Raw genomic sequence first — 26,708 nt, forward strand, 5'->3', positions numbered from 1 at the left:
AAAGTCCATCTCCCAAAATGGGAGAGGGAGCAAGAGGGGGCTTTGGATTCAAAGTCCATCTCCCAAAATGGGAGAGGGAGCAAGAGGGGGCTTTGGATTCAAAGTAGGGTGAGGGTCCCCCCATCGAGTTCTACACCAGTCTAAGCTGTTATGAAACATCCAACTTGCCATATCTTGTCACTGGTTTTAATGGTTTCCTCCCTGGGAATAGGGGGATGTGCCATTAGCCCTCCTTCCCAAACCGCTGAAGTTACCCCTACTGGGCAACTCAATCCATTACCCTCACCGCCAATTATTCAAGTGATGCTCCCGGTGAATATCAAAATTGAGTTAAAAGCCGGGGGGAGTGGCAACCATGAATTACTGGGATTTAACCCAGAAACTCGCCAACTGCAATTGGCGGGACGCTCCCAAGGATTGCCCCTGACGGAAGTTGCGAAAATAGAGCGCGATCGCCTGACAAATCAGGGGTTAGTTGTCAGAGGGCGGCCCAACATTCGCGGGGAGGACACTCTGGGAACAGAAACCTGGCAAGTTCCCCTCAATGCCTTATCCTCCGAGGAGGAAAAAATGATGATTCGGGGTCAGCAGGCTTGGGAGAATGATGAGTTACAGGGGAAACTGGAAAACCAGAACGATTTTGATTTTCTGTTGGATCAGCTTATCCCCCTGTCAGAGGATGAGATGGAAATTGTCGTGAGTAAAGTGCGTCGTGTCGCGCCGGAGTAAGTCATCCGAGTTGGGGTGGGTTCGGTGAAGCCAAGGGCAAAACCCAACCGGAGCAAATCAGCTTCCCCGTCCTCTGACCTATGATAAGACAAAGAATGAATCGAGAGAGCGACATCAATGCCCAAGATGAGATGCTCGATTTGATTTATTGAAAAAAAGGGATAAATTTCTTGAAACTACCGAATTATGAACAAGCGATTGTTACCCAGAAAAAAATTACCGAATATTTACTGTCCCTGACTCATCCTGACGGCAAAAGTAAAGCCAAGTTTTTTATCAAATTTGGATTTAACATTGAGTCGTGGGAAATTATGGCAAATGCCTTGCTAAATCATGTGGCTGACCATGAATTAGCTAAAATAGAATCATCCCCTTTTGGGACAAGGTATGTTGTTGAAGGTAGAGTAATCACGCCAGATGGCAGAAACCCAGAAGTGCGTTCTATTTGGTTTATTTCTACTGGAGATGATATCCCTAGACTGGTTAGCGCCTATCCACTCACTTAAAATTTAGTAAACCATGATTAGTGAATTAGACCGAGTTGTTTTAACCGCCGACTTACCGGAATATGATTTAAAATCCGGCGATATGGGCACCGTTGTGTTAGTCCATCAAGAAGGTTTGGGCTATGAAGTAGAATTTATGACCATCGCAGGAGAAACCATTGCCATTGTTTCTCTCTTGAGTTCTCAAGTGCGGGGAATTGGAGACAGAGAAATTGCTCAAGCGCGGGTTCTAGCATCATCATGAATGGGGGCCTGAGAAAACTAGAAACGGGTTTTTTTCGTGGAAAACCCGCGATTCGCTCCAACTGACCAAGCTCTAGGTAAGTGCTATCTGTAGGTTGGGTGCAGAAAAGCGCGCAACCCAACAATTCACCAGAAGACTGTAGCCAACATTGAGTTATTTCATATAAATAAATTTCATCCCAGAACTTTTGGTGCAGCATATCTGGAAAATTAATACCCAATCCGGAGTTCAAAAATCGTTTTACTCTTTAGCCCGCGCAGGCGGGCTTTGTCCGTATAGCCCCACCCTTTAGGGTGCGGTTTTTAACAGATATATCAATACCAGATTCCGGATAAACTAGGGATTGACTCGTTTTACTCTTTAGCCCGCGCAGGCGGGCTTTGTCCGTGTAGCCCCACCCTTTAGGGTGCGGTTTTTAACAGATATATCAATACCGGATTCCGGATAAAATAGGGATTGACTCGTTTAATTCCTAATATCATCATCAAAAATTTCATCAAAAATTTCTCGCTTGACTCGAAAATTGATTTCTGTGATTTTTTGGTACAAAACATCAAAATGAGAAATATTAATCCGACCTTCTAGGTGTAATTTACGAACCACTGCCAAAGTTCCTTTAACATTTAAACCTAATCTTTTTGCTTCCTTTCTAGCCGCAAAATCATCAAGGATTATATAATCTGTTTGCAAGTCTATTGCCAACGAGATTGCCTCTGATTCACCTCGACCCAGCCGCTCATTTAAACGATTTGCCAAAGATAGTAATTTAATTTCTCGAACGACTAATTGCTGATTTGAAATTAGTCTATTAATGCATCCTGATGCTTGATCCGGTTTGGCATTGATTTCTAATTGCACACTTGGGGGGATATAAAACTGATGGTTGTCATTGATGAAAATTTCTAGGAAGTCTAATCGGTACAGGAAAATTAACGGAGAACAATTAAAAACAATTTTCATCAGTCTTACCAAGTTTTTTCCGCTTTAATATCTTCAGGAGTAAGATAAGAAAACTCGATGCCCATCATTTCCAAAATCTTTAAAAGCATTTCCGGTTCCATCTCCATGATTTCTGCTCCTTTCTGAAGGCTAATTAATCGAGAAACTAAAGCACCCACGACAAAAACAAACTTTTCCTTTTGTTCGATATCATTAAACAGTTGCACTTCCGCAGCAATTTCTTGGAATTGGGTTGTGTTTTTCATGATTTTTCTGGGTTTTATTTTGAGTGATTTTAAATCCCGATACCCATTGAAAGTCTGAGCAATATCGATGCTATCGGGTCGAGAAAAAATTATGTAAACGGTTGAGGATGCGCTCAAAAACCTGTTCTCCATCTATCACTTGTCCCTGTTCAATTTGAGTGGCATCAATCGCGATTTCCTGACGCAGTTCAGTCAGGTATTGCTGGCGTTGGTCCAGGAGTTCTAGGGCGGCTAAGATGACCTCATGGGCGGATTGGTAATGTCCTTGGTTGAGTTGATCCGCAATCCGTTGTTCTATTTCTGGAGTGAGTGATAGGTTCATGGCACCAGTAGGAGCGTTATAGATTACCTTGATTATAGTGGTGGAGAAACTGGGCGGCGATGAGGCTGATATTATGGCTGTGCGGTTCTTGGAAAGACTCAATTTCTGCGCCTTCGGGTCATAATAGAAGAGATAGAGTCACAGGGAGAGTCGAGCCATGACTGGACGCTGGGTGAGTTCGCTGTTGACGGTTTCGCTGCTGTTGGGCATGGGTTCTCTGTCGCCTTGGGTGGAGGCACAGACGGTTTTGGCGCAGGGGAGAATGTCCGCAAGGGAGGTTGAGGAACTGTTACAGCAGGGCGTTCAACAGACACAACAGGGGCAATCTTTACAGGCGATTCAAACATTTGAACGTGCTTTAGAAGCGGCTCGAAAATTGCAGCATCGAGAGTTGGAAGCCTCAGCACTTTTAAGAATTGGTCAAAATTATTATCTGATCGGACAAAGACAACAGGCTTTAGAGTTGTCTGAACAAGCGCTGATTCTTTTTCGAGAGACGAATAACAGGTCAGGGGAAGCCACCACTCTCAACAACATTGGTAATATGTACCATGCTTTGGGCGATCGCCGTCAAGCCCTGAACTACTTCAATCAGTCTTTGGCAATTCGGCGAGAAGTAGGCGATCGCTCTGGGGAAGCCGCCACTCTGGACAACATTGGTCAAGTGTACTATGCCTTGGGCAACCAGACTCAATCGCTGAACTACTATAATCAAGCCTTACCAATTCGGCGAGAAGTGGGCGATCTCTCAGGGGAAGCCACCACTCTTAATAACATTGGTGCGGTGTACTATGCCTTGGGCAACCGAACTCAAGCCCTGGATTACTTCAATCAGGCTTTGCCGATTCGGCGAGAAGTGGGCGATCGCAGTGAGGAAGCTACCACTCTCAACAACATTGGTGCAGTGTACTATGCCTTGGGCAACCAGACTGAAGCCCTGGATTACCTCAATCAGGCTTTGCCACTTTGGCAAGAAGTGGGCAATCGCTCAGGAGAAGCCGCCACTCTCCATAACATTGGTGCAGTGTACAATGCCTTGGGCAACCGGACTGAAGCCCTGGACTACTTCAATCAGGCATTGCCAATTCGGCAAGAAGTGGGCGATCGCTCTGGGGAAGCCGCCACTCTGGACAACATTGGTCAAGTGTACTATGCCTTGGGCAACCAGACTGAAGCCCTGAACTACTACAATCAGGCTTTGCCAATTCTGCAAGAAGTGGGCGATCGCTCAGGGGAAGCCACCACTCTCACTAACATTGGTTTGGTGTACAATGCCTTGGGCAACCGGACTGAAGCCCTGAACTATTACAATCAGGCTTTGCCAATTAGGAGAGAAGTGGGCGATCGCGCAGGAGAAGCCACCACTCTCAATAGCATTGGTGCAGTGTACCATGACTTGGGCAACCGGACTGAAGCCCTGAACCGCTACAATCAGGCTTTGCCAATTAGGCGAGAAGTCGGCGATCGCGCCGGGGAAGCCAATACTCTCAATAACATTGGTTTGGTGTACGATGCCTTGGGCAAGCGGACTGAAGCCCTGAACTACTACAATCAGGCATTGCCAATTCGGCGAGAGGTGGGCGATCGCCCCGGGGAAGCCGTCACTCTCAATAATATTGGTGGAGTGTACTATGGCTTGGGCAACCGGACTCAAGCCCTGAACTACTTCAATCAGGCTTTGCCCATTCTGCGAGATATGGGTGATCGCTCTGTAGAAGCCATCACTCTCACTAACATGGGCTTAGTCTACCGAGACACCAACCAACCCGACAAAGCCATCACCTACTTTGAAGACTCCCTCAACATCCTCCTTGAACTCCGTAGTGAACTGCAAAAAGAATTCCGCGAAACTTTCCTCGAAACCAATCGCGGGAGAGCCGTCGCCCTCGTTGACCTGCTCATCGACCAAAACCAGCCCCAACGCGCTTTTGAATGGGCGAACCGCGTCACCACCTACGAACTGGCCGATTATAACCGTCTCATCGGTGTGAGAGTCGCTAACCCCGAAGCCCAAGCTGCCCTTGATGACTGGAACGAGCAATCCCAACAACTGCAAGCCCTGCGCCAACAACTGCAAGACAACTTCAGCACTGCCCTGGTGGACCAAATGCGCGACTTAGAAGCCCAAGTCCTCCAACAAGCCGAAACCCTCGCCAATACCTACCCGGAAGTTGCTGAACTCTTTGAAATTCAACCGGAAGACCTCAGCCAACTGCAAGCCAGTCTCCCCCCGGGAACCGTTGTCTTACAACCCGTTCTCCTCACTAATATCCAAGAGGTTCCCAACACGATCGCCCTCTTTCTCCTCAGCCGCGACAGTCTCAGCGTTAAAAAAGTCCCCATCGATGCCGAGGAGTTCAACCAGTGGGTGACAGAATATCGCCAAATGCTCCAAAGCGGCGATTCCCGCTATCGTCGCCTTTCTGCCACCCTCTACGACCACCTAATCCGCCCGGTTGCCGCTGAGATTGAGGCCCTCAACCCCCAACAACTCGCCATCATCGCCACCGGGTCCCTGCGCCAATTCCCCTTTGAAACCCTCCGGGACTCGGAAAAGGACCAATTCCTGCTGCAACAGTACCCCATCCATTATCTCACTCGTCTCTCCAGTCGTTCCCTCCTCGCCAGTCCTTCCCCCTCCCCGTTTCTCAACTTTCCCCTGTGGACGCTTTCCCTCCTCCTAGGAATCATCGGCATGGGAGCCACAGTCAAACACCATTGGAAACTGGGGGGAACCTTGCTCACCCTCGCCCTAGTTAGCACCACCTTCCTTCCCCGCTTCTCTGGGGGTTACGGAGTCCTCGGCTTTGCCAATCCTAAACCCCAAGACCCCTTTAATCTACCGGGAACCGAAGCCGAAGTCGATGCCCTCCTCCGCCTCGCCCCAGAGAGTGAGATTTACCGCCACCACCAGGCGACGTTGGAAGTGTTCAAACGTCAATCCTCCCGTCATCGCTATCTGCATATCGCCACCCACGGCTGTTTTCAGCAATTGGGTTGTTGTTTTTTGGGGCAAGATATTTGTGAGGATGAGCAACTACGAGAAACCCACATGAACGCCAACACCCTGTTATTTGCCGATGGAGAATATCCCCTAGCCGACGCGGCATTACTAGGGTTACAGGATACCCAATTGGTGGCATTGAGCGCCTGTCAGACCGCATTACAGACCAATCTGGATGGAGATGCGATTATCGGAATGGCTTATATTTGGGAACGTGCCGGGGCGAGGGCGTTGATGGCCACGTTGTGGAATGCGGATGATGCGACAACGGCGGCGGTGACAACGGAGTTTTATCGCCTGATTATGGAGGAGGGGTTGAGTAAGGTGGAGGCATTGCGTCAGGCGAAATTAAGTCAGTCTCACCGTCATCCGTTTTTCTGGTCGCCGTTGGTGTTGATTGGCGACCCCCGGTAGTCCAGACGCTGGGTTAGGACTCGGGGAATTTCTAATCAGCTAAAATTAAGCGGTGCGGCATTTACCAGATTTTTTCACCCTCCAGGAGGTAATTTATGACAGAAATTACGACCCATGAACTGCCTCAAATTCTCCAGAATCTCTTTTTAGAAGTCGAACGGACTAAAACCCCGATTACGGTCATCCATGAAGGTAAACCGTTAGTGATTATCTATCCCGCCACTCCCTCAGATGAACGCCCGGCTTTTGGGGTCATGAAGGGAAGCGGTGAAATTTTAGGAGATATAATTACTCCAGAGCCTCAACCCTGGGATGTACTGCAATGAAACTGCTGCTAGATACCCACATTTGGCTGTGGTATTTACTGGGAGACCAACGCTTATCAAGCCAACTTCAAACTACAATTGTCGCTCCTAATACTGAACTTTGGCTGAGTCCAATTAGCATTTGGGAAACATTGATTTTAGCAGAAAAAAAACGGATATCTTTACATCCTGACCCGATTACATGGGTTAACTTAGCTTTGAAAACACTGAAAACTCGTGAAGCTGAGATGAATTATGCCATTGCTATTTTAAGTCGCCAGATTTCCCTACCCCATCAAGACCCAGCCGACAGATTTATTGTAGCCACCGCTATGTACTATGGGTTAACACTGGCTACAGTTGATGCTAATATTATCAGCAATTCAGCGATCGAAACCGTTAGTTAAGCAATAGTCTAGAGTGATATTGCGTGAGGCTAAATTAAGTCAGTCTCACCGTCATCCGTTTTTCTGGTCGCCGTTGGTGTTGATTGGCGACCCCCGTTAGGGAGTCCCTACCAGAGAAACTGATGGTTGACCGGAGACAGTTGGGGTTCCCATCCTCTAAACTAAAAAAGAGTTAGCTTGGTTGAGAAAATTATATTAGACGAAGTGACCCTAGAACAGCGTTTGCTTACCCTAGAGCAAACGGTTTCCCAACTCAAACAAAAAGTCGAGAGTCAGTCTCCTCCTGAGAATTGGCTGACTCAAGTTGTGGGTTCTATTTCTGACGAAACCGCATTTCTGGAAGCCCTTGAACATGGGCGCACTTTTCGCCAAAAGAGCTAGAATGAAGTAAAAAACAGCCAAGTTCTATGCAAAATCCCCACCTACCATTAGTTATCCAGCGAGTTAAAGAAGGTCTGATGAATTATTATCAAGACCAGATAGAAGCGATTATTTTATATGGGTCTCAAGCGCGAGGAGATGCCCAAGAGTATTCGGATATTGACTTTTTGATTATTTTGAAGGTTTTGGAACATCCTTTTCAGGAAATTGATAAAACAACGGAGTTTATCACCCAAATTTGCTTAGATTATGATGTGGTGATATCGTGGCAGTTTATTACTTCAGAAAGGTTCAAAACTCAGGATTCTCCTTTTATTTATAATGTCAAAAAAGAGGGGATTTTTGTATAAACTGCATCCAGGTAGACTTATAAAGAGTGTGGTATAGCTTTTCTCATGTCCATAAGGTACAGACCCTCACCCCAAACCCCTCTCCCAGCCCTTCGACCCTTCGGCTTCGCTCAGGACAGGCTTAGCTCAGGGGGAGAGGGGCTTTGAAAAGTACCTCATCAGTCCGGGAACCGCTATATAGCTTTTCTCATGTCCATAAGGTACAGACCCTCACCCCAAACCCCTCTCCCAGCCCTTCGACTTAGCTCAGGGGGAGAGGGGCTTTGAAAAGTACCTCATCAGCCCGGGAACCGCTATATGCGTCTAAAAGGTCAAGGAAAATGTATGCGATGAAGACTGACGCACCAGCTCAATCCAAAGACGAGAACAATCTCCCCGGTTACCTTTCAGTTAAACAAGCTATATGAAACCCAAGTCTCAAAAATTAATCGCCAAAGCTCAAGAAAGTTATCAAGCGGCTCAGGTTTTAAACGAACAGGGGTTTTATGATTTTGCTGCCTCACGAGCTTACTATGGGATGTTTTACATTGCTGAAGCTTTTCTTTGGGAGCAAGATTTGACGTTCTCAAGTCATGGAGCAGTTATTGCAGCTTTTGGGCGAGATATCGCTAAAAAATGGATTGTTCCTCTGGAATTTCATCGGTTTTTGATTAATGCCCAAAATAAACGAGCAACTGCTGATTATAGCGTTGATGATGACTTGAAAATCACGGATGTTGAGGTTGAAATTTTGTTGGATCACTGTCAGCAATTTATCAGTTTCGCGACCGAAAACTTGTAACCTTAGACAACTTTGCTTTTTCAATTGTGAGCTTTCATGAGCAGGTTGTTGGCGCTCATGATTTTATTAACCGTGCTCAGACCGATACTGATATCCGGCGGGGATATACTCTATTGTCAGAGATTCTCCAATGCTTTACCTCGGCTCCCATTTTACCCTTTGATGTTCAGGCGATCGCTGTTTTCCAGGAGCTACGACAGCAAAAAATTCGAGTCTCTACAATGGATCTGAGAATGGCGGCGATCGCCCTGTCCCGTGATAGGGTTTTGTTAACCCGAAACCTCCAAGATTTCAGGAAAGTTCCGGCATTAAAAATTGAAGATTGGACAGGTGATTAATGCCAGATTAGGTCATCTCCCACTTATTCGCGCATCCTGACCCAAAACCGGGTTTCTGGAACAATGGGTTTGGGCTATTTAACCGGATTAGATGGGACTTCGTAAAGACAGTAAGTCAGAACTCCAGGAATTTCTATAGCAGTCCTAAATCAGTTGTGGAAGACCCTCACCCCCAACCCCTCTCCCAGAACGGGAGAGGGGAGCTAAAAATGTTACAAATCATTTAGGATTGCTATAGTAAACTAAAATTAACGACACCGTGAATCGAACCGAATCACAAGGGAACCATCAAGTATGAGCGAACTACTTTCCAGAATTACCGTTAATCCTAGACAATGTGGCGGTCGCCCCTGTATCCGAGGAATGAGAATCCGAGTATCCGATGTCCTGGACTTGTTTGCCTCCGGTTTAAGTCAGGGAGAAATCCTTGAAGAAATGCCCGATCTGGAAGCTGATGATCTCAAGGCTTGTCTAATCTATGCGGCTCGTAAACTAAACCACCCCCGTTTGAATCTGTTAAGCATTTAAAGATGAGCATGAATCCCCTCTCTAATCTAATCGCTAGTGATACCTGGGTTCCGGCTACCTGGAATGAGTACCTGAGTGCTTTGGATGACCCCGCCCATGCTAAATCTAAAGGCTATTACAGCAATGGGCGAATGAGATTAGAAATGCAAGTCTCCGTAGGCTTTGACCACAGCACAAATCATAGTGTGATTTCCCTGGCTGTTAATCTCTATGGCATTTTGAAAGGCATTCCGTTCACGATTTTAGACAACTGTTCCTTCCGCAAAACTGGCTATGCCGAATTTCAGCCCGATTTAGCGTATTATGTTGGCAACAAAGCAACCGCCATCCCTAGCGGCACGGATATTGTGAATCTGGAAGAGTATCCCGTGCCAGATTTGGTGGTGGAGGTGGCAAAATCATCCCTGCTTGACGATCGCACCGTTAAGCGAGTGCTGTATGAAGATGTCGGGATTGCTGAATATTGGATTGTGAACGTCGAAACTGGGGAAGTATTGGCTTATCAAATGAGCGATCGCGGGAGTCAGCGAATTGATATCTCTGTGATGTTTCCAGGACTAGAGATAGCCACCCTAGACCAAGCCCTGCAACGGAGCCGCAATCAAGACCAGTCACAAGTTGGAGCCTGGTTAATGGCGCAGTTTCAGTCCCCTGGAAATTGACATTTAACATGAGAATATAGCAACCCTAAACTGAGCAACGAAAGTTACTGCGATCGCCCTTAAATGTCTGGCGGTTATTTATTTTTGAATTTTATCGACCAACTCCTCAACACGCTTGATTAAGGGTGAACCTTTTTGGGTAAATTCATTTAGATAATCTAGCATTTCTTTGATGAGTTTGTCTTCATTTTTGATGGTTTCTGCGTTTTGGGCGATCGTGTCGTTCTGTTGATCAATTTTTCCTTTATTTTGGTCAATCGTTTCTTGCTGACCATCAATTATTTTTTGATTTTGTTCAATTTGAGATCTTTGCCTATTGGGGATATTAGTGTGGTATAGGTAATGTCCAACTATCCCAATTAATGAACCGATTACAAAAGCGATAATAATCGGCATCCATTTTTTCAGGGGAGAATCTTCTGGAGTTCTTTGATCACTTCTTCGAGAGGCCGAAAAAGATTTCGGTAAACCCGAAGAAGGCGTAGAAGCAGTTCCAGATTTCGATTTTTCGGGCTTTGAAGATATATTAGTATCACGATTAGAAGAAGAAGATTGACGGCGAAAGTTGTCACTTTTATCATCCTCCCCAGGCAAGTCTATCCAGCTATCATCAGAAATTTGATCCGACAAACCTCGCCAAACTCGCTCTTCTTCAAGGCTGGATTTCGAGACCGTTGAGCCAACTACAACTAACATCCCGTCATGTTTCGGCAAAGCATATTTTTTCAGGTCGCCAATTAGCTCATCTTTTAGGGCGGATAAGTTGCCGATTTTCTCCGAATCAGCCGGGTTATTTTGCACGGACACAACGCCAATATTCTTAGGTTTTAAGAGGTCGAAGTTTACCGTAAATCCTTGAGCATTATTTTCCGAAATAACCGCTGGATCGACTTTCGCCGCTAACTCCCCATTTAATGCTTGAATCGCAAGCGATCGCAATATGGCTTCATCAGAATCTTGACCAACCCAGCCCGCCCACACAACCGAATTACAAATTTTGCGAGTTTGGTTATCGATGCGATTTTGCGATTTCAACGCCGTAACCAACAAAGATAACTGACCATTGGCACGATAAATCACCAGGGCAAAATAATCCCCATCCACCATTTTTAGCATTCGCTTAAAATTCTCCGGCAGATCGGAAATTTTCCTTTGATTTTGATCTAACCAGCAGTAGTCTTTAGAAATCCCACGGCTTTGTACATAAGTATCCATGTTTAATCCTCTTATAGTTTCAACCACTCTATTCCTTGAACAATCTCCGCTTCATCGTTTCTCGGTTCCGCAAAGCGACTCACCGCATTGATCAGCCGCTCATTATTTGACAGCCCCACCTGTTGACCCAAAAAATCGGGAATTATGGTGAATATAGAAGCCCGTCTCCTATCCAGATGTAATTTCAGCAAAAACCGCAATAGATACCGTAAAGGAACTTCCGTATTTTGCGGCTGATAGGGGTCGGTTGGCTGTGGTTTTCGATAGTAAAAAATTGGCTGTTCATCAATTTCTTCAAATCGTGAAAATACTACACTGCCAACGGTTTGTACTGGCGTAATCGCCACCGCCACTTTTGGCAATAAGTTCTCACTGGCAAACTGATTCAGCATTTTCTGATAACCCTCTCTCACCTTTCTAAATAACTCTGGGGGGTTTTTAATGTATTTTTCACATTTGACCGGTGCCAGGATTACCAGACGGGGTGAATCTAAATCCTTGTAGATATTTTTGAACAGATCATTTAATTGGGTTGGCTGATTAAACTTCTCATGGTATTTTCCCTCCCTTTCCATTAAAGGGGGGGTATTAATAGGAATCAACACCGCTACCGAGTCTCGAATCAAGTCTTTCACCTTGTTTTTGTGTTCATCTTCTTCTAACCATCCTCCTGGATAATCTTGGAAATTAATTTCTAAAACTGGAGCAGTTCCGGTTTGTCCAAACTCAAACTTAAATGATCGGGGTTTACTTTTCGTTCCGCTAACCCCATCTTGCACTTTAATACTACTGCTGGATTCCACCATACTTTTAAGTTCTTTGAGTCTTGTATCTAACTCAAATTTACTTTGTCCTACAGCCAGCAGTTGTAAATCCTGACTGACGTTATCAAACTGGTCATACATGGCTGCTAGTAAGCTAGTTTTACCTACACCACCCGGCCCCAGCATGGTGACATTTAGCTTTTGTAGTTCCTGGCGAAATGGATTTTTCCAAACAGATGTCATTGACTATCCTCACAAAGTTACTCTGGTTTTTTTATGGTTCTACAAATTATTTAATGATGCTTCTAAATCATCGATATGACCATAAGCAGACTCTAAAAGTCTTGACCATTTTTGACTGGCATTACTTTGTTTTTGCAGGTTATCAAAATCTTCCCAAATCTGACCCCGCTTGCGGCGCAAAAATCGTTTCCATTCCTTCTTGGCGCTTTTGGCTCGGAGAACGCGATCGGCAAACTCTTCTACTATAGCAAAAGAGGCTTGGCTCGGTTCAGATAAAAATCCCTTCAAAGCATCTTCACAATTGTAAATTGTTTGTTGATACAGTTCGTTTAAGGTATCTAAAATATCTTGAGCCTTCACACCTTCTGTTTTCAATCCTGCGGTTTTATCCGGGGTTAACGGATCCAATTGCAAGCGAATCCGATGCTGAATTAATCCTCGATAAGAGAGATTAAATTCTGAGAGAATCTCAAACCCTTTTTTCAGTTCCGTATAGTCTGGGGGAATTTGACTAGCAACTTCCGCCAAAAACTCTTCCCCACTAACTTTTGCCAGCCCACCTAAATTGCATTTTTCCACTAAAACAGCAGCCACTTTATTTTTGGTGCGTTCAATGGTTTTTTTCAATCCTTTATCCATGTCCAGGAATTTGAGCGATAGATTGGTTCTCATTTCTATCAAATATTCACTGTAAGTGCTGGCGTAAGATTCCAGTCGGTTCCGACGTTTCTCTATTTCTTCAATCGTCGGCATTTCCACTTTCCGACAGGCTTCCAGTACCGTTTCAATTTGAGTTTTTAGGTTTTCATCTTGGTCTTCGCGAGTTTTAATCAGTTCCTTTTGCAAATCGGTCATTTCATTGGTTATATTCTCCCAAAAGTCCTCAAATAAATCCTCATACTCATTGGCTATTTCATCTTCATCGATATCTGGTAAAATTCCCTGGGCTAGTTGCAATTGCTGCTTTAATTCGGTCAGGCTGGCTTGCAAATCGGTGATTTTTTGTTGGGTATAATTCCGGTCTAGTTGCGTGACATTCGATCGCAGATTATCCAGAACCGCCTGAAGCACTTTGTTATTGGCTTCTTCCTGGGAAGAACAGTCAGCAATCACACAATCTAACACCGGCATTTTCACCGTTTCAGAATCAATATCCCGTTTCAGAGAAAGGCAACTTTCCTGATTTTCCCCATTGCTATCCGCATTCAGTACCAATATAGACCGAGAGGGCAAATCGTTTAAGGCTTTATTCGCCAAAGCATATAATTGTGTATCATTCTGCTCGAAGTTTGCCCGGTCTTTGGAAGGTTTGCGAATAAACAGAATAAAATCCACTTCTTGAGCGAGGGCTTCAATCACTAAACTCTCATCTCCTAAGCGGAAATCCCCTAAGCCGGGAACATCTACTAGAGCGATCGCCCCTATTTCATCCAGGGGAAACGGACAAGAGATTTTAACGTGCTTAACCGCCAAACATTGATGGTTAGTTAGTTGATAGTCCCGATTATATTTTGACGCTACATAATCAGAAATCTGTGACTCGTCTTGAACAGTTAAAGAACCCCTCCCCAAGTATTCTTGATATTTCTTAGCATGGATATGATAATCGTCTTTCAAGCGGTTATAAATGTTAATGTCCGTTTGATCCGCCTTAGTGGGTAAAGTGGGAATCTCGCTATGGGCAAACTCTTCAAAAGAACGCGGCACGGGGGTCAATCCGAGTTTCTCGTAGTAGGGAATAATCACCTCTTTTAAAAAAGACTCGCGATCGTGAAATTGAATTTCGGCGGTGGTGGAATTTCTGGGTTGATGAAAAATGGTGCTACGCGCTGCCGTGCAAGCCTTCCCCTGCATTGCCGGAATCACGTCATTTGTCAGCCCACTTAAACTCTGCAACAAGGTGCTTTTGCCTTGTCCCATGCGCCCAATCACCCCAATATTAAGGGTTTGGCGGGAAAATCTGCCCTGGAGTCGGTGCAATGATGCGAGAGAAGAACGGGCAATTTGCTCAAATTGGGCAAAATCCAGATTTCGGAGTTTTTCCTGGGTTGCCGTATTCCCCGACCAATATTCAAGCTGGCGATCGCGTTCTTGTTCGCAACTCTGAATCAAACCATACAGCGATGATAAACCGGTTTCGATGTCTGCCAGCTTTTGGGCCAGAGGTTGACGTTGGGCAATAATACTCTGTATTTCTTGGCTTTTGTTCATGCCAATCTATCTATGATATTCAATGGTAAACTGTCTCGAATACTATAGCACGAAATATCCCCCAAGTCTCCGCAACCGGATTTCTTAATTAAATTTTCATATCCCATGCCCAAATCAGCACCCAAATCTAGCTGAGGGATGGGCGCGAGATGGCTGGGGGTTAAGGCGATCGCCTCCCCAATATCTTAATGGCTATGATTTTACCATTCTAAAAGTTCAATTAATTCGGGGTTACACAACTTGGGAAGTTTTGAGGATTTGATATTGCCAAAGGTTCTGCATTTCACCTTTCATCAACAGCACGCCAGATATCCGATACCAAATCCCCCGTATACTGAGTTTAAATCATCTACTCTAATTCTCCCATTTGTTTTTCTAGGGATTGCCTCACCAACCATAAAACATAGGGCAATTCATCAAGAGATTTGATACCAAGTTCAACATCCCCATTTCCCCATCGCCCCACACCGGATACATCTCGGCAAATTGCCTTGGGGTCATTAATTATAGGGGTGATCTTGTATCGTGTAACCTGATTTCTGAGGGTTAAGTTAATCACCATCAAGCACATCATATTCTAATTTTGGCGCAATCCAAACATCTAGCGCCATTTGAGAGAGTCGTTCTGCTCGTTGGAGAATAGCATTTTCATCCCACTGCTCAATCTGTCCCAACCCTTGATTCAACTTCAAGGGACTTTCTTTAAAGCCTTTTTCCATATCACGCTTCTCAAGAAAGGATTTATCACTATATTTCGAGTTGTATGCAGTCAGGGTTAGATTTCCCAGGGTATGCAAATAAGTTTTGTGAATACGTTGCCAGTCTGGACCCAGTGAATCCTTCCATGCAGGAGAAAGATTTTTATTCTGGGGCATAATATGTTCAATGGTGTATTCATCTACTGCTACTCGTTCTTTGCGATCGTGATTTTCCAACCGTCGCAGCCAGTAATTGTAATGGCGAACATTATAAAGGTCTTTGGTTTGCAGCGATCGCTTAAATTCATCATCATTAGGAAACCGTCGATAAGACGGCAGTACCAGAAAGTGAGCCTGAATGCTTTCGAGATAGCGATCTTTTTTGAGGGCTTTCGTAAAGCTGGCAAAAGTTTTGTTTAATGAATTAGCCTGAATACCACAAATCGCACGGCGAAAAACATAAGATTCCACCAGTCTAACTGCTTGCAAAAAATCTGTTATAGGCAACTCACCTGAAGCATAATCATGATACAGCTCTAAGAGGAATGGGTAAGTTACATCTACCTTTAATTCTCGCAGGTCTTCAAAGGCTAGTTTAAGTTCTGGGTTCTGCTCATAACCCAAAGCCATCGCGCAGTAGTACCGAGCAAAGGTATGAATATCCTTGACCAACGCCTCCACACCCGCTTGAGCAACTTGTGGCTCTCTTGAATAAGTTTTAAACTTTTCATACACGGCACTTTGCTTAGGAATACTACCAGTTTTTACCGTCAAAAAATGGCGAATAAAACTATCGAATTGTTCTCCATAAGCCTCCTGTCCAAACTCCACTTCCATAAGTCGCCAATACTTCTCATAAAGCCTGGTTTGAAGTTCGGGTTCAAGTCCCATCAGAATGTAATTACGGATTAAGTCTGCTTGGGTTAACTCACGACCCGTGGAGTTCATACTCTCAAAAATCAGTTGGGGATTGTCCTGTTCACGGCTCAGGGCAACATCTACCACCAGTAATTTCGCTAATCCTTTACAGATAGTCTCCAGATGGTTTTGAGACTCCTTAATGAGTGACTCAAATAGACTGAAATTTTGTGTAACCCGGATAGAAGAGTCTTTGGGCTGCTGGTCTTGGTCGAGAATGGCAATCAATGAAGATTTATCAGTTTGCGAGAGAATCAGCTTATAGTGTTTTTCTCCATCCTCTTCTGGATTAAGCAAATAATAGTTTCGCAATTTGCGCGGGGAAAACCCTTCCACGGGTTCAGTGTCCCCCAGGGCATTCGCCAGGGCTGCAATTATTAATGTTACTGTGGTTAGGCGTTGCTGTCCGTCAATAACTAGGAGGGGAGACTGACTAGAGACTTGATAAAGTCCTTTTTCAATATAGACAATAGAACCGAAAAAGTGAGAAGTGATTTCATTATTGGAGCCAGTACGCAGGATGTCACTCCACAACTCCCGACATTCTTTTTCTGTCCATGAGTAGGTACGCTGGTAAATCGGGATGGCGAACTGCGGTGACTTCTTAATAAAGGCGAGTAGCTTGGTTTCGGAGGCTTTCATTGGAGTAAGGGTAGATTTACTGGATAGGCTAGAACACAGGGGTGTTATTTCCAATCCCCTTTAAGTTAGCGATCGCACTGCGACTAAATTACTGGTTTAGCCATTTGACAAATAGGAGCGATCGCCTTCTTGTTCGCAACTCGGAATCAAACCATACAGCGATGATAAACCCGTTTCGATGTCTGCCACCTTTTGGGCCAGAGGTTGACGTTGGGCAATAATACTCTGTATTTCTTGGCTTTTGTTCATGCCAATCTATCTATGATATTCAATGGTAAACTGTCTCGAATACTATAGCACGAAATATCCCCCAAGTCTCCGCAACCGGATTTCTTAATTAAATTTTCATATCCCATGCCCAAATCAGCACCCAAATCTAGCTGAGGGATGGGCGCGAGATGGCTGGGGGTTAAGGCGATCGCCTCCCCAATATCTTAATGGCTATGATTTTACCATTCTAAAAGTTAAATTAATTCGCGGCTCCACAACCCGGGAAGTTTTGGGGATTTGATGTTGCCAAAAGTGCTGTGTCTCCCCTTTCATTAACAGCAAACTACCGCTGGTTAAATCAATATTAAATTTCCGGTCTTTGCTGATTTTGTGCTTCCCAGCAAATCGACGGGTTCCCCCTAAGCTGACTGAGGCGATTATCGGATTTTTCCCTAGTTCTGGTTCATCATCGCTATGCCACGACATACTATCTTTTCCATCCCGATACAGATTAATTAGAACACTATTAAAAGTCACTTCCGCTATATCTTCAACCTGGGATTTGATTGATTTAAGTGTCGGGTTCCAGGGTTGTGCATGATGTTCGATCCCTGAATATGTATAGGATTTACCTTCATCTGCATACCAAGCTGTGAGTCTCGGTATGGGTCTGATTTTCCCAAATATTTTAATCTGTTCTTGTCTCCAATTAATGGATTTATACAACTCCCCAAATAAGCGATCGCTTTCTGCCAACTTCAAAAAATTGCCATACAATATGACCAAACCATCAGTATCAATAATCACTTGTTTGTCTAAATCATTCACTGAACCAGGATGGCTGATATCTCGCTGATTATCCCACAGTCTCATTTGCTGATATTACCCCCAAAAATTAATTAGTTAGAAATGCTATTTTCTCATTACCGATATTTGGGCATAAACGCCGCTTTCCGGCTGCCAATTATCAGGATTAAAGCTGAGATTTTGGGTCGAGTGCATCTCGTAATCCATCGCCAATATAGTTGATACTAATCACTGTTAAAAAAATAGCTGCACCAGGGAATATAACCATGTGGGGGGCTGTTTCTATGTAGTTTTGGGCATCATATAACATCCTTCCCCAGGTGGGAATATCCGGGGGAAATCCTAACCCTAGAAAACTTAGGGTTGATTCCGTGATAATTGCTGTTCCTACTGATAGGGTCGCTGCGACAATAATCGGAGTCAGAACATTCGGGAGAATATGAACTAAAATTAAACGGTGAGGTTTAGCCCCGATCGCCTTAGCTGCTATCACAAAATCCATCTCTCTTGTTGACAAAAAACTCGCCCTCACCAACCGCGCTACAGACATCCAATTAAGTCCCCCGACTACTAATACAATTAAGATGAAAATTCCCGCTTCTGAACCGGCGATCGCTCTCATAGGTTCCCGAAATAGGTAAATTACTAATAATAAAATCGGCAGTTGCGGTAAAGCTAAAAATAAATCCGTGCATCGCATTAATACACTATCTAAAATCCCTCCATAAAATCCGGCGATCGCACCTACAGCAGTTCCTAAAGCGATCGCCACTAACATCGCCGCCAAACCCACCGCTAAAGAAATGCGTCCACCCCTCAGAATCCTCGCTAATTGGTCTTGTCCTAAATCATTAGTACCAAAGGGATGATTCCAACTAGGAGGTAACACAGAATTACCAAAATCAATCCGATCCGCTGGTGTCGTATAAATCATCGGACCCAACACAATAGACACTATAATCAGTAGCAACACACAGCTACCAATTACCGCCATTTTATCCCGACGAAATCTCACCCATATATCTAACAATACACTGCGGGTTTTCAACACATCATTATTCATATCACCTTTGATTTTTGTTTGATTTTGGGCCCATTCATTGATTAATCTTGATTTGATCTTATCAAGTTGATGTTTTCGTCAATTAAAAAAAAATTGTTCATCCAGATCATGGCTGAGGGTTGACAAGTGCCGGGAGCTAATGATAGTATATTGACATATTTGTTACATAATGGAGTATTTGCATAAATAAAAATTTTGCAACTATTCCCATTATCTAAAATGATATCACAAGTCAAGCCAAAAAGCCACCAACCCCCACCAAAAAAAATTTTACAATTCTTAACACAACTTAACATAACTTAACAATCATCCGGGACTATTTATACTGAACTCGAGGGTCTAAAAATCCATAGAGTATATCAGCAATGAGGTTAAAAAACACGACCAAAACCGCATAAACAAAGGTAATACCCATGACGACTGGGGTATCACTACGATAAATAGAATTGACCAAAAGCGCGCCAATTCCGGGGACTCTAAACACCTGTTCTGTAACCAATGCGCCGGTAAAAATTTCCGGGATATTTAAGGCCATTAAAGTGATAACAGGAATTAAAGCATTGCGTAAGATATGAAAGTTAATCACCTGAAAATCAGGTAATCCTTTAGCGTGTGCGGTGCGGACATAATCGCGGTTTAACTCCTCCAAGATAGCCGACCTAATAAATCGCATTAACACGGCTGACTGAAATAATGCCAATACAGAAATTGGCATGATTGACTGTTGAATCTGTTGCCATAATGTAGATAAATTAGTGACCTGTAGGTTACTATTATATATAAACGGAAACCAGTTGAGATTCACACTAAAGATGATAATAAATAACAGACCGGTAAAAAAGGGGGGTAGTGAGAATCCCAAAAAAGCGAAGGTAGTAGCTACTTGGTCAAATAGTGAATAGCGCTTGATGGCGGAAATGATACCCAAGGGAAAAGCGATAATGACTGCCAAAATATACGCAGAACCAGCTATCCAGATGGTGGTTGGTAGTCGTTGGCTAATTAATTCACTGACAGGAACTAGGCTGGTAAAAGAGTAGCCCATATCCCCTTGTAAAAATGACCAAGCCCACTTAAAATACCGAATCAGTATCGGTTGATCTAAACCAAGCGATCGCCTAATATTTTCGCGAACTTCCGCCGTAATAGAAGGGTTAGAGGCGAACTCTCCCATAGGGTCGCCGGGGGCTAATGCCAAGACTAGAAATAATACAACACTGATAGCTATCAAAGTAGGGATAGCAGTTAATAGGCGATTAATAATATATCTAGTCATCGGTTAAGGGTTTGATGATGAATCAGATAGATTGAGTGATATCGACAAGGTAAGCCTGGGGTGAGGTTTACCTTGTCTGAGGGATATTTTTCCCAACTTAGTCAATCAGAATATCCTCAGAGGATTGCTCTTCCCGGTGTTGCCAGTTGATATTGGGAATGTGTTCAAAAGCCTGTTTAAGGGAGTCTTCCCACATTTTCCTAATTTTGGCTAGGTAGGGGTCTCCGAGACGCAGACGCAGCCAGTTATCAATTACAAAAGTATCTCGTTCATACATAGCCAGATTGATAGGGGGACCCACAGAGATATTAGACTTCATGGTAGAGTCAATAGACAAAAGGGCGCATTTAGCCGCCGCCTCTAATTGGGTATTAAAACTGAGGGTACGATCTAAAATGGGTTTACCATATTTGGTCTCTCCAATTTGTAGGAAGGGGGTGTCCTTGGTGGCATGGATGAAGTTACCTTGATTATAGATCAGGAATAGGGCGGGGTCTTGACCTTTAATCTGACCAGCTAACAGTAAGGTGCAACTAGCATCAATGCTATGCTTTTTGAGCCAGGCTTCATCAAATTCTTGCATTCGCCGCAGTTGACCACCCACATAACGAGCCACATCATACATGGATTCGAGGTTATGGAGATTTTGATTGTCGTGAAATTTGAGGTCTTTCTCCAGGGTGCTGATAATTCCCTGGGTGATAGATAGATTTCCGGCGGTAGAGAGTAAAATCACCCTTTCCCCAGGATTAGAAAAATCAAATAGTTTGCGATAGGTAGAAATGTAATCAACTCCCGCGTTGGTGCGGGAGTCGGCGGCCATTACAAAGCCGGAGGAGGTAATTATACCGAGACAGTAGGTCATAAGGGGAGGAAGTGATAACGGCATATTGACATTCCCCGCGCTTCATGGAGACGGGGATGATTAGGATTGGTAGGGTGCGTCAGATTGAGAAAAATAACCGGAAAACCGGAAAAATCAACAACTGACGCACCTTACAGACAGACCCAGTTGGCTGAGATTTCATTGCTGGCCACCCCTATAGGGTGGGGCTTTAAACTCAAAATTATTGGTCACTTCTGACGATACCTCACTATCGAACTTAGAAACAATGCAGCGTATTGTGGCTGACTACTCCCTGGGACGGATATGGGGAGGGGGCTAAAATTATCTGATCTTGAGCCGATTTTGTTTTCCATGATGCAATTGCCGGATTGATTACGGGCTACCCTCAAAACAATTGATTTGGCAAATTAGAAAAATTCAATCGAAAAAAGGATGGTCATTTGGTCTCATAAATGTTAACATTCGTAACATAACGTTGAGTAATGTAAACGCCTTGGCGTTGATAAAGGCTGGGCGGCTCTAGTTCCTGGCTGCTACATCGGAGAAAAGCGTGATTGCCCGTCGCTTTTATTTCCAGTTCAAGTTATGGGCTTAATTTGTCAGAGCTATCGGGGAGATGCCATGAAAACTGCTAAAACCTCGGACACAGATTCGGTGCGGGCCTACCTGCGAGAAATTGGTCGTGTTCCTCTGCTGACCCATGAACAAGAAATTGTCTATGGTAAACAGGTACAACAGGCAACTTTATTGCAGGAAAAACGCAATGAGTTGGCTAAACAATTAGGCTATGAACCTACTGAGGCTCAATGGGCCGAATTAGTTAACTTGTCTGTGGCACAATTGCAACATATCTTGCATCAGGGTCAATTAGCCAAGCGTAAGATGGTAGAAGCTAATCTGCGTCTGGTGGTCTCTGTGGCCAAAAAGTATATCAAGCGCAATGTGGATCTGCTCGATCTCATTCAGGAAGGTACTATCGGGATGCAGCGCGGAGTCGAAAAGTTCGATCCTACTAAGGGTTATCGGTTCTCTACCTATGCCTATTGGTGGATTCGACAAGCAATTACCCGCGCGATCGCTGAAAAAGGCCGTACTATTCGCTTGCCCATTCATATCACAGAAAAACTTAATAAAATCAAAAAGGCACAGCGTCAACTTGCACAACAGTTAGGCCGAGCAGCTACTATGAATGAATTGGCTGCTGAGTTGGATCTCACCCCTAAGCAGATTCGTGAGTATCTGGAAAAATCACGTCTTCCTTTATCTCTGGATCTGCGGGTTGGTGATAATCAGGATACGGAATTGGTTGACCTGTTGGAAGATACCAGCAATTCCCCTGAGCAGTTTGCTCTTAATTCTTCTTTGCGATCGGATTTAGAATCTTTGATGACTGATCTTACTGACCAGCAACGACAGGTTTTAGCTCTGCGCTTTGGTTTGGATGATGGACAGACTTTAACTCTCGCTAAAATTGGCGATCGCCTTAATATCAGTCGTGAACGAGTCCGACAGATTGAACGGGAGGCTTTGACTAAACTTCGTAAGCGTAAGCAGGATGTTAATGATTACCTAGCTAGTTAATAATCTACTTCTTTTGATTCTACTCTGGGGAAATCAACCATTTCCCCAGTTGTTTTCACTATCACTCCATCTCTCATGTCTCAACTATTATCTGCTTTTCCCCATAAGTCTATTGGTGTTGCTGTGATCTGGAACGATGACGGACAGATTTTGATTGATAAACGTCTTCCTCAAGGTGCTATAGGCGGACTTTGGGAGTTTCCTGGTGGTAAAATTGAACCCGGTGAAACTATCCAAGATTGTATCCGACGCGAAATTTATGAGGAAATTGGTATTGCGATCGCTGTCCAAGACCATCTGATCACTGTTGAACATTCCTATAGCGATTTTCGGATTACACTTGAGGTCTATAACTGCACTCATCTCTACGGAGTACCTCAAACACTAGAATGCCAAGAAATTCGCTGGGTCACTTTGGCAGAAATTGATCAGTTTTCCTTTCCTCAAGCTAATCAGAAGATTATTACCGCTCTCCGACAGCTACATTGTTAAGTTTTGTAACGGAAAATTAAGAAATGTTAAAATTTTTGCTTTTTTTGGGGGAGGGGTAGCTTTTTGGCACGGGTTGCGGTACTATTTTTATATAATGGGATGGTTGCACTTTTTTTATTTTTGCCAATATTCAATTATTCAGTGTATTGTCAATATTATACCGCCAATCCCCGCCCCTGTCAACCCCCCAATCGGGAATTTTCGGGTTAAAATTGAACAAAAAATCAACAATTCCACTTAAAAGCTAGGGTAAGTTTCATAGACAGGTAGGGTAAAGTGAAAACAGCTACCGCCGGTGGAAGAGGTGGAACTGACCCAAATCTGACCATAGTGAGCATGGATAATTCTCTGACAGAGAGATAAACCAATACCATAACCATCCTGGGACTCATCGCGTTCGAGACGGAAGTGATCCTGAAAAATGCGATCGCGATTTTCTTCAGGGATACCAGGGCCACTGTCACAAATACTGACCTGTATTTTTTGGGTAGTGCGATGCAAGACAGACACCCAAATAGTTCCGCCCTCTGGGGTATATTTAATCGCATTATCCAACAAATTCACAATAACTTGACGAATCCGTTCGCGATCGGCATAGACAGAAGGGGTATCAGTAGGTAAATCAGTTTTGAGTTCCAGAGATTTGGCCTGTAACTGATCATGAAACTCTGGTAGTATCTCGTGAAAAAATGCCAACAGTGACAATGGCAAAGGTTGCAGTTGTAACCGAGAACTCTGACCCGTTGCAGCCCTTAATATATTAGTAATCATCCTATCGATCTGACGGATATGAGTACGAGCTTGTTGGATTAAGCGAGATTTGAGAGCCGGTGTAAATTTCTTAGAGTTAGCCACACCCGCCATTTGGCTATTTTCCAAAGTTTCCAAAGCCAGAGAGGCGGCGGTCAAAGGACTACGGAGGTCGTGAGCCAAAATTTCAATAATGCGATCCTTAAAACTTACCTGTTGTTGCAATTGTTCTTTTTCTTGCTTGAGGCGGAACACCTCATCACTAAGTCGGATCAGTTCAGCAATATAGTTCAGGTCAGCAACAGAGCGATAATTTTTAACTGAACCGTTCACCTCAAATGGCTGCTGACTTCGATAGTCTTCAAGAGATTGCTGCCACCGTAGCCAAAATTCATTAAGCTGCTTAACAATATCAGTACCCGCTAGAATATGTCGGGGTGAGGGGTGAATTTTGACCAAAGCCGGGGTCGCAACTAACTTAAAGTGTTCGGCTAGATAGGGTTGCTCTCCCACATCAATAATTTGCAAATCAAATCTGTCCTCAGATTTAAGGACTTCGAGATATTCACATATTTGTTGGACTTGCTCTCTGGAGCTAGGGCGACCATCGACAAACAGCAAAAGCTGTAAGCATTCTTCAGAGTTGGTCTTGCTATGGGTAGTTCCGACTTCCATGAATGACTTTCAAGGGGGACAAAAGACCTGATCAATTCGACACTGCTGCTGCAATATGAAGAGCTAGGGGATGGTACTAGCGCTTACTTGTTGACTCAATTTAATATCTGCTTTAGATTCTAGCCTGTGATTTGACATCATGGCTAATCAAGCTGACCCCTACCTGCCCTAAATATGAGATATTAATCATTTGAGCTAATTAAGATGGAGTGGTTATCTTGGTCAACTGGCATAAAAACCCGTCCCTGAAACTGTTGCTAGGTAGTGCGATCGCCTTTTTTGGCATCTGTATGGTTTTGTTGCTGCACCGCTACTTCACCTTTTATGCTTCCTACGACCAGGGCATTTTTAACCAAGTCTTCTGGAATGGTATCCACGGGCGTTTTTTTCAGAGTTCCCTATCTTCGGCCCTGTCTACTAATGTTGTCCACCAAGGCCAGTTCCCCAACGTTTCCTATCACCGCCTCGGACAACACTTTACCCCCGCTTTACTGCTATGGCTACCCCTGTACGCAATCTTTCCCTCTCCTGTCACCCTCAGCGTGTTACAGGTAACTTTGGTCACCGCTGCGGGTTTAGTTCTTTACCTCCTAGCCAGACAATATTTAGAACCGCCTCTATCTGCCTTAATTGTAGTTAGTTTTTATGGCGCTAATGCCGTTATCGGTCCTACTTTAGCTAATTTTCACGATGTCAGCCAAATTCCTTTATTTGTGTTTACTCTTCTCTTGGCTATGGAGAAGGGTTGGTGGTGGTTATTCTGGATATTGTCCGTTTTAATTTTAGGCGTGCGAGAAGATGCGGGCGTGGTTTTATTTGGGGTGGGAGTTTATATGATTCTCAGCCACAGATTCCCCCGCCGTGGCTTGATTGTCTGTGTTCTCAGTTTCGGTTATATGCTGGTTTTAACTAATCTGATTATGCCCTTGTTTTCGGCGGACATCTCCCAGCGGTTCATGATGGAACGGTTTGGTCAATACGCCGAGGGAGATGAAGCCTCCACTTTACAAATTATTTGGGGAATGGTTAGTAATCCCTTGCGGTTTATTCAGCAGTTATTTACTCCCTTTAGTCGTACTGTTACATATCTTTTGGGTCAATGGTTGCCTTTGGCTTTCATTCCCGCGATCGCTCCCGGTTCTTGGATGATTGCAGGCTTTCCTTTATTAAAGTTATTTTCCGCTCAGGGTATGTCCGTCTTAGCCATTACAATTCGTTACGCTATGACCGTAGTTCCCGGATTATTTTATGGTAGTATTTTGTGGTGGTCTAAACAACAAGAAAAATCCCCCGAAGCTGAGTTGCCTTCTCCCAAATTCCGACGTTTTTGGGTCGCTTGTATCTGTCTGTCTTTGATATTTACGGTAACTTCTAATCCCAATCGAACTCTGTATTTTTTAATCCCTGATTCCATTCAACCTTGGGTTTATGTTTCTTTGGCTGAACAATGGCCAAGGTCTCAAAATATGCGATCGCTTTTAGCCCAAATTCCCCCAGATGCTAGTGTGGCGGGGACTACTTATTTAATTCCTCATCTGTCCAGTCGCCGCGAGGTTTTACGCTTCCCTCTGTATCAATTAATCAATGATCAGGATCAGTTGGTGGCTATGGATTATATTATTGCTGATTTGTGGCAACTTCAACGCTATCAGGTCGCTTTTAGTGGCGATCGTGATGCTTTACGTGCGATCGTCGAAACTACCGATCGCTTGACTTCTACTCAAGAATATGGTATTTTGCATTTCCATAATGGCTTGCTTTTAATGCGCCGAGGTGTCACTTCTAATCCTGATGCTATCGAAGCCTGGGGGGAATTTCGACAAGAGGTTATAATTTCGACAAGAGGTTATAAAGAAACTGGGTCTAAAACCCCGTCCTTCTAGGACGGCTTTAATTGTAAATTTTTGTGGCAATATCGAATATTTTGTGCTGATGGCGTTAGCATAAGATAGGAGGTAAAGCCATGCTAGTTTTTGAGTTCAAAACCTACGGAAAACCAAGTCAGTTCATTGCAGTAGCTGAGGCAATTCGTACAGCACAGTTTTTTCGCAATAGCTGTTGGCGCTATTGGATGGATAATCCTCAAAAGAATAAGTACGATTTGAACAAATACTGTGCGGTGCTGGCAGCAACTTTTCCA

At 44.1% G+C, this 26,708-nt stretch carries 29 protein-coding genes and 1 pseudogene; 16 read left to right on the forward strand and 14 right to left on the reverse strand.

The window, feature by feature from the left end:
• Positions 1 to 150 precede the first annotated feature (150 nt).
• From P5683_RS01830 to P5683_RS01840, 3 genes are all read left to right on the forward strand, one after another.
• The gene (locus tag P5683_RS01830; RefSeq protein WP_315638785.1) at positions 151 to 729 is read left to right on the forward strand and encodes a hypothetical protein; all 579 of its coding nucleotides are present in this window, start codon (positions 151 to 153) and stop codon (positions 727 to 729) included.
• A 170-nt stretch (positions 730 to 899) separates the two neighbouring features.
• Positions 900 to 1,235: a DUF6883 domain-containing protein gene (locus P5683_RS01835; RefSeq protein WP_006622683.1), complete on the forward strand. Its 336-nt coding sequence runs from the start codon at positions 900 to 902 to the stop codon at positions 1,233 to 1,235.
• Positions 1,236 to 1,248: 13 nt separating this feature from the next.
• Positions 1,249 to 1,479: a DUF4926 domain-containing protein gene (locus P5683_RS01840; protein WP_006622682.1), complete on the forward strand. Its 231-nt coding sequence runs from the start codon at positions 1,249 to 1,251 to the stop codon at positions 1,477 to 1,479.
• A 465-nt stretch (positions 1,480 to 1,944) separates the two neighbouring features.
• Here P5683_RS01840 and P5683_RS01845 read toward each other — a convergent pair whose 3' ends face one another.
• The 3 genes from P5683_RS01845 to P5683_RS01855 all read right to left on the reverse strand — a co-directional run bounded on the left by P5683_RS01845 (position 1,945) and on the right by P5683_RS01855 (position 3,006).
• Positions 1,945 to 2,439, reverse strand: a complete 495-nt coding sequence (locus P5683_RS01845; protein ID WP_006622680.1) for a hypothetical protein — start codon at positions 2,437 to 2,439, stop codon at positions 1,945 to 1,947.
• A gap of 5 nt (positions 2,440 to 2,444) precedes the next feature.
• On the reverse strand, positions 2,445 to 2,684 hold the full coding sequence (locus tag P5683_RS01850; RefSeq protein WP_008055979.1) for a hypothetical protein: 240 nt from the start codon (positions 2,682 to 2,684) through the stop codon (positions 2,445 to 2,447).
• A 70-nt stretch (positions 2,685 to 2,754) separates the two neighbouring features.
• Positions 2,755 to 3,006, reverse strand: coding sequence for a type II toxin-antitoxin system ParD family antitoxin (locus P5683_RS01855; RefSeq protein WP_315638782.1), 252 nt, complete (start codon positions 3,004 to 3,006; stop codon positions 2,755 to 2,757).
• A 157-nt stretch (positions 3,007 to 3,163) separates the two neighbouring features.
• Here P5683_RS01855 and P5683_RS01860 point away from each other — a divergent pair, with 157 nt between their 5' ends.
• The 9 genes from P5683_RS01860 to P5683_RS01900 all read left to right on the forward strand — a co-directional run bounded on the left by P5683_RS01860 (position 3,164) and on the right by P5683_RS01900 (position 10,176).
• Entirely contained in the window at positions 3,164 to 6,424 is a 3,261-nt protein-coding gene (locus P5683_RS01860; protein ID WP_315638780.1) for a CHAT domain-containing tetratricopeptide repeat protein, read from the forward strand.
• A gap of 95 nt (positions 6,425 to 6,519) precedes the next feature.
• Complete coding sequence (locus P5683_RS01865) at positions 6,520 to 6,750, forward strand: type II toxin-antitoxin system Phd/YefM family antitoxin (protein WP_006622674.1); 231 nt, start codon at positions 6,520 to 6,522, stop codon at positions 6,748 to 6,750.
• A complete protein-coding gene (locus tag P5683_RS01870; protein WP_315638778.1) occupies positions 6,747 to 7,136 on the forward strand; it encodes a PIN domain-containing protein in 390 nt (129 codons plus the stop codon). Before P5683_RS01865 ends, P5683_RS01870 begins: the two co-directional genes overlap by 4 nt.
• Before the next feature lie 177 nt (positions 7,137 to 7,313).
• Positions 7,314 to 7,517, forward strand: coding sequence for a hypothetical protein (locus tag P5683_RS01875; protein ID WP_006622672.1), 204 nt, complete (start codon positions 7,314 to 7,316; stop codon positions 7,515 to 7,517).
• A 26-nt stretch (positions 7,518 to 7,543) separates the two neighbouring features.
• Complete coding sequence (locus tag P5683_RS01880; RefSeq protein WP_006622671.1) at positions 7,544 to 7,867, forward strand: nucleotidyltransferase domain-containing protein; 324 nt, start codon at positions 7,544 to 7,546, stop codon at positions 7,865 to 7,867.
• A 403-nt stretch (positions 7,868 to 8,270) separates the two neighbouring features.
• Positions 8,271 to 8,648, forward strand: a complete 378-nt coding sequence (locus P5683_RS01885) for a HEPN domain-containing protein (RefSeq protein WP_006622670.1) — start codon at positions 8,271 to 8,273, stop codon at positions 8,646 to 8,648.
• Between the two features lie 26 nt (positions 8,649 to 8,674).
• Positions 8,675 to 8,986, forward strand: a complete 312-nt coding sequence (locus P5683_RS01890) for a type II toxin-antitoxin system VapC family toxin (protein WP_006622669.1) — start codon at positions 8,675 to 8,677, stop codon at positions 8,984 to 8,986.
• 294 nt (positions 8,987 to 9,280) lie between these two features.
• On the forward strand, positions 9,281 to 9,514 hold the full coding sequence (locus tag P5683_RS01895) for a DUF433 domain-containing protein (RefSeq protein WP_006622668.1): 234 nt from the start codon (positions 9,281 to 9,283) through the stop codon (positions 9,512 to 9,514).
• A gap of 8 nt (positions 9,515 to 9,522) precedes the next feature.
• Positions 9,523 to 10,176: a Uma2 family endonuclease gene (locus tag P5683_RS01900; protein WP_008056158.1), complete on the forward strand. Its 654-nt coding sequence runs from the start codon at positions 9,523 to 9,525 to the stop codon at positions 10,174 to 10,176.
• Positions 10,177 to 10,254: 78 nt separating this feature from the next.
• On the opposite strand, the gene P5683_RS01905 is transcribed toward P5683_RS01900, so the two are convergent.
• The 10 genes from P5683_RS01905 to P5683_RS01950 all read right to left on the reverse strand — a co-directional run bounded on the left by P5683_RS01905 (position 10,255) and on the right by P5683_RS01950 (position 21,088).
• Positions 10,255 to 11,391 carry a hypothetical protein gene (locus P5683_RS01905; RefSeq protein WP_187757793.1) on the reverse strand — a complete coding sequence of 379 codons (1,137 nt, stop codon included), beginning with the start codon at positions 11,389 to 11,391 and terminating at the stop codon, positions 10,255 to 10,257.
• An 11-nt stretch (positions 11,392 to 11,402) separates the two neighbouring features.
• Positions 11,403 to 12,398, reverse strand: coding sequence for a hypothetical protein (locus tag P5683_RS01910; RefSeq protein ID WP_006669001.1), 996 nt, complete (start codon positions 12,396 to 12,398; stop codon positions 11,403 to 11,405).
• Between the two features lie 39 nt (positions 12,399 to 12,437).
• The gene (locus tag P5683_RS01915) at positions 12,438 to 14,609 is read right to left on the reverse strand and encodes a dynamin family protein (protein ID WP_315638768.1); all 2,172 of its coding nucleotides are present in this window, start codon (positions 14,607 to 14,609) and stop codon (positions 12,438 to 12,440) included.
• Between the two features lie 349 nt (positions 14,610 to 14,958).
• The gene (locus tag P5683_RS01920; RefSeq protein WP_006669003.1) at positions 14,959 to 15,171 is read right to left on the reverse strand and encodes a hypothetical protein; all 213 of its coding nucleotides are present in this window, start codon (positions 15,169 to 15,171) and stop codon (positions 14,959 to 14,961) included.
• Complete coding sequence (locus tag P5683_RS01925; protein WP_187757792.1) at positions 15,161 to 16,867, reverse strand: DUF262 domain-containing protein; 1,707 nt, start codon at positions 16,865 to 16,867, stop codon at positions 15,161 to 15,163. The genes P5683_RS01920 and P5683_RS01925 overlap by 11 nt, the downstream gene beginning before the upstream one ends.
• 96 nt (positions 16,868 to 16,963) lie before the next feature.
• Positions 16,964 to 17,116, reverse strand: a complete 153-nt coding sequence (locus P5683_RS01930) for a hypothetical protein (RefSeq protein WP_193520656.1) — start codon at positions 17,114 to 17,116, stop codon at positions 16,964 to 16,966.
• A 192-nt stretch (positions 17,117 to 17,308) separates the two neighbouring features.
• Positions 17,309 to 17,950 carry an alpha-ketoglutarate-dependent dioxygenase AlkB gene (locus P5683_RS01935; RefSeq protein WP_048895309.1) on the reverse strand — a complete coding sequence of 214 codons (642 nt, stop codon included), beginning with the start codon at positions 17,948 to 17,950 and terminating at the stop codon, positions 17,309 to 17,311.
• A 100-nt stretch (positions 17,951 to 18,050) separates the two neighbouring features.
• A complete protein-coding gene (locus P5683_RS01940; RefSeq protein ID WP_006622661.1) occupies positions 18,051 to 18,947 on the reverse strand; it encodes an ABC transporter permease in 897 nt (298 codons plus the stop codon).
• A gap of 316 nt (positions 18,948 to 19,263) precedes the next feature.
• Positions 19,264 to 20,223 carry an ABC transporter permease gene (locus P5683_RS01945; protein WP_006622659.1) on the reverse strand — a complete coding sequence of 320 codons (960 nt, stop codon included), beginning with the start codon at positions 20,221 to 20,223 and terminating at the stop codon, positions 19,264 to 19,266.
• A gap of 97 nt (positions 20,224 to 20,320) precedes the next feature.
• Positions 20,321 to 21,088 carry a proteasome-type protease gene (locus P5683_RS01950; RefSeq protein WP_008052815.1) on the reverse strand — a complete coding sequence of 256 codons (768 nt, stop codon included), beginning with the start codon at positions 21,086 to 21,088 and terminating at the stop codon, positions 20,321 to 20,323.
• Between the two features lie 603 nt (positions 21,089 to 21,691).
• Here P5683_RS01950 and P5683_RS01955 point away from each other — a divergent pair.
• Entirely contained in the window at positions 21,692 to 22,651 is a 960-nt protein-coding gene (locus tag P5683_RS01955) for an RNA polymerase sigma factor, RpoD/SigA family (protein ID WP_035760005.1), read from the forward strand.
• Positions 22,652 to 22,726: 75 nt separating this feature from the next.
• A complete protein-coding gene (gene mutT / locus P5683_RS01960; protein WP_006622656.1) occupies positions 22,727 to 23,143 on the forward strand; it encodes an 8-oxo-dGTP diphosphatase MutT in 417 nt (138 codons plus the stop codon).
• Between the two features lie 237 nt (positions 23,144 to 23,380).
• Here mutT and P5683_RS01965 read toward each other — a convergent pair whose 3' ends face one another.
• Positions 23,381 to 24,568 (reverse strand): histidine kinase, encoded by a 1,188-nt coding sequence (locus P5683_RS01965; protein ID WP_006622654.1) that lies wholly within the window; start codon positions 24,566 to 24,568, stop codon positions 23,381 to 23,383.
• A gap of 290 nt (positions 24,569 to 24,858) precedes the next feature.
• On the opposite strand from P5683_RS01965, the gene P5683_RS01970 reads away from it, so the two are divergent.
• On the forward strand, positions 24,859 to 26,451 hold the full coding sequence (locus P5683_RS01970) for a DUF2079 domain-containing protein (protein WP_315638807.1): 1,593 nt from the start codon (positions 24,859 to 24,861) through the stop codon (positions 26,449 to 26,451).
• Positions 26,452 to 26,531: 80 nt separating this feature from the next.
• Positions 26,532 to 26,708 (forward strand): annotated as a pseudogene (locus P5683_RS01975) (RNA-guided endonuclease TnpB family protein); the annotation flags it as partial.

This window comes from Limnospira sp. PMC 1279.21, assembly GCF_032349615.1.
Lineage (GTDB): Bacteria > Cyanobacteriota > Cyanobacteriia > Cyanobacteriales > Microcoleaceae > Limnospira > Limnospira fusiformis.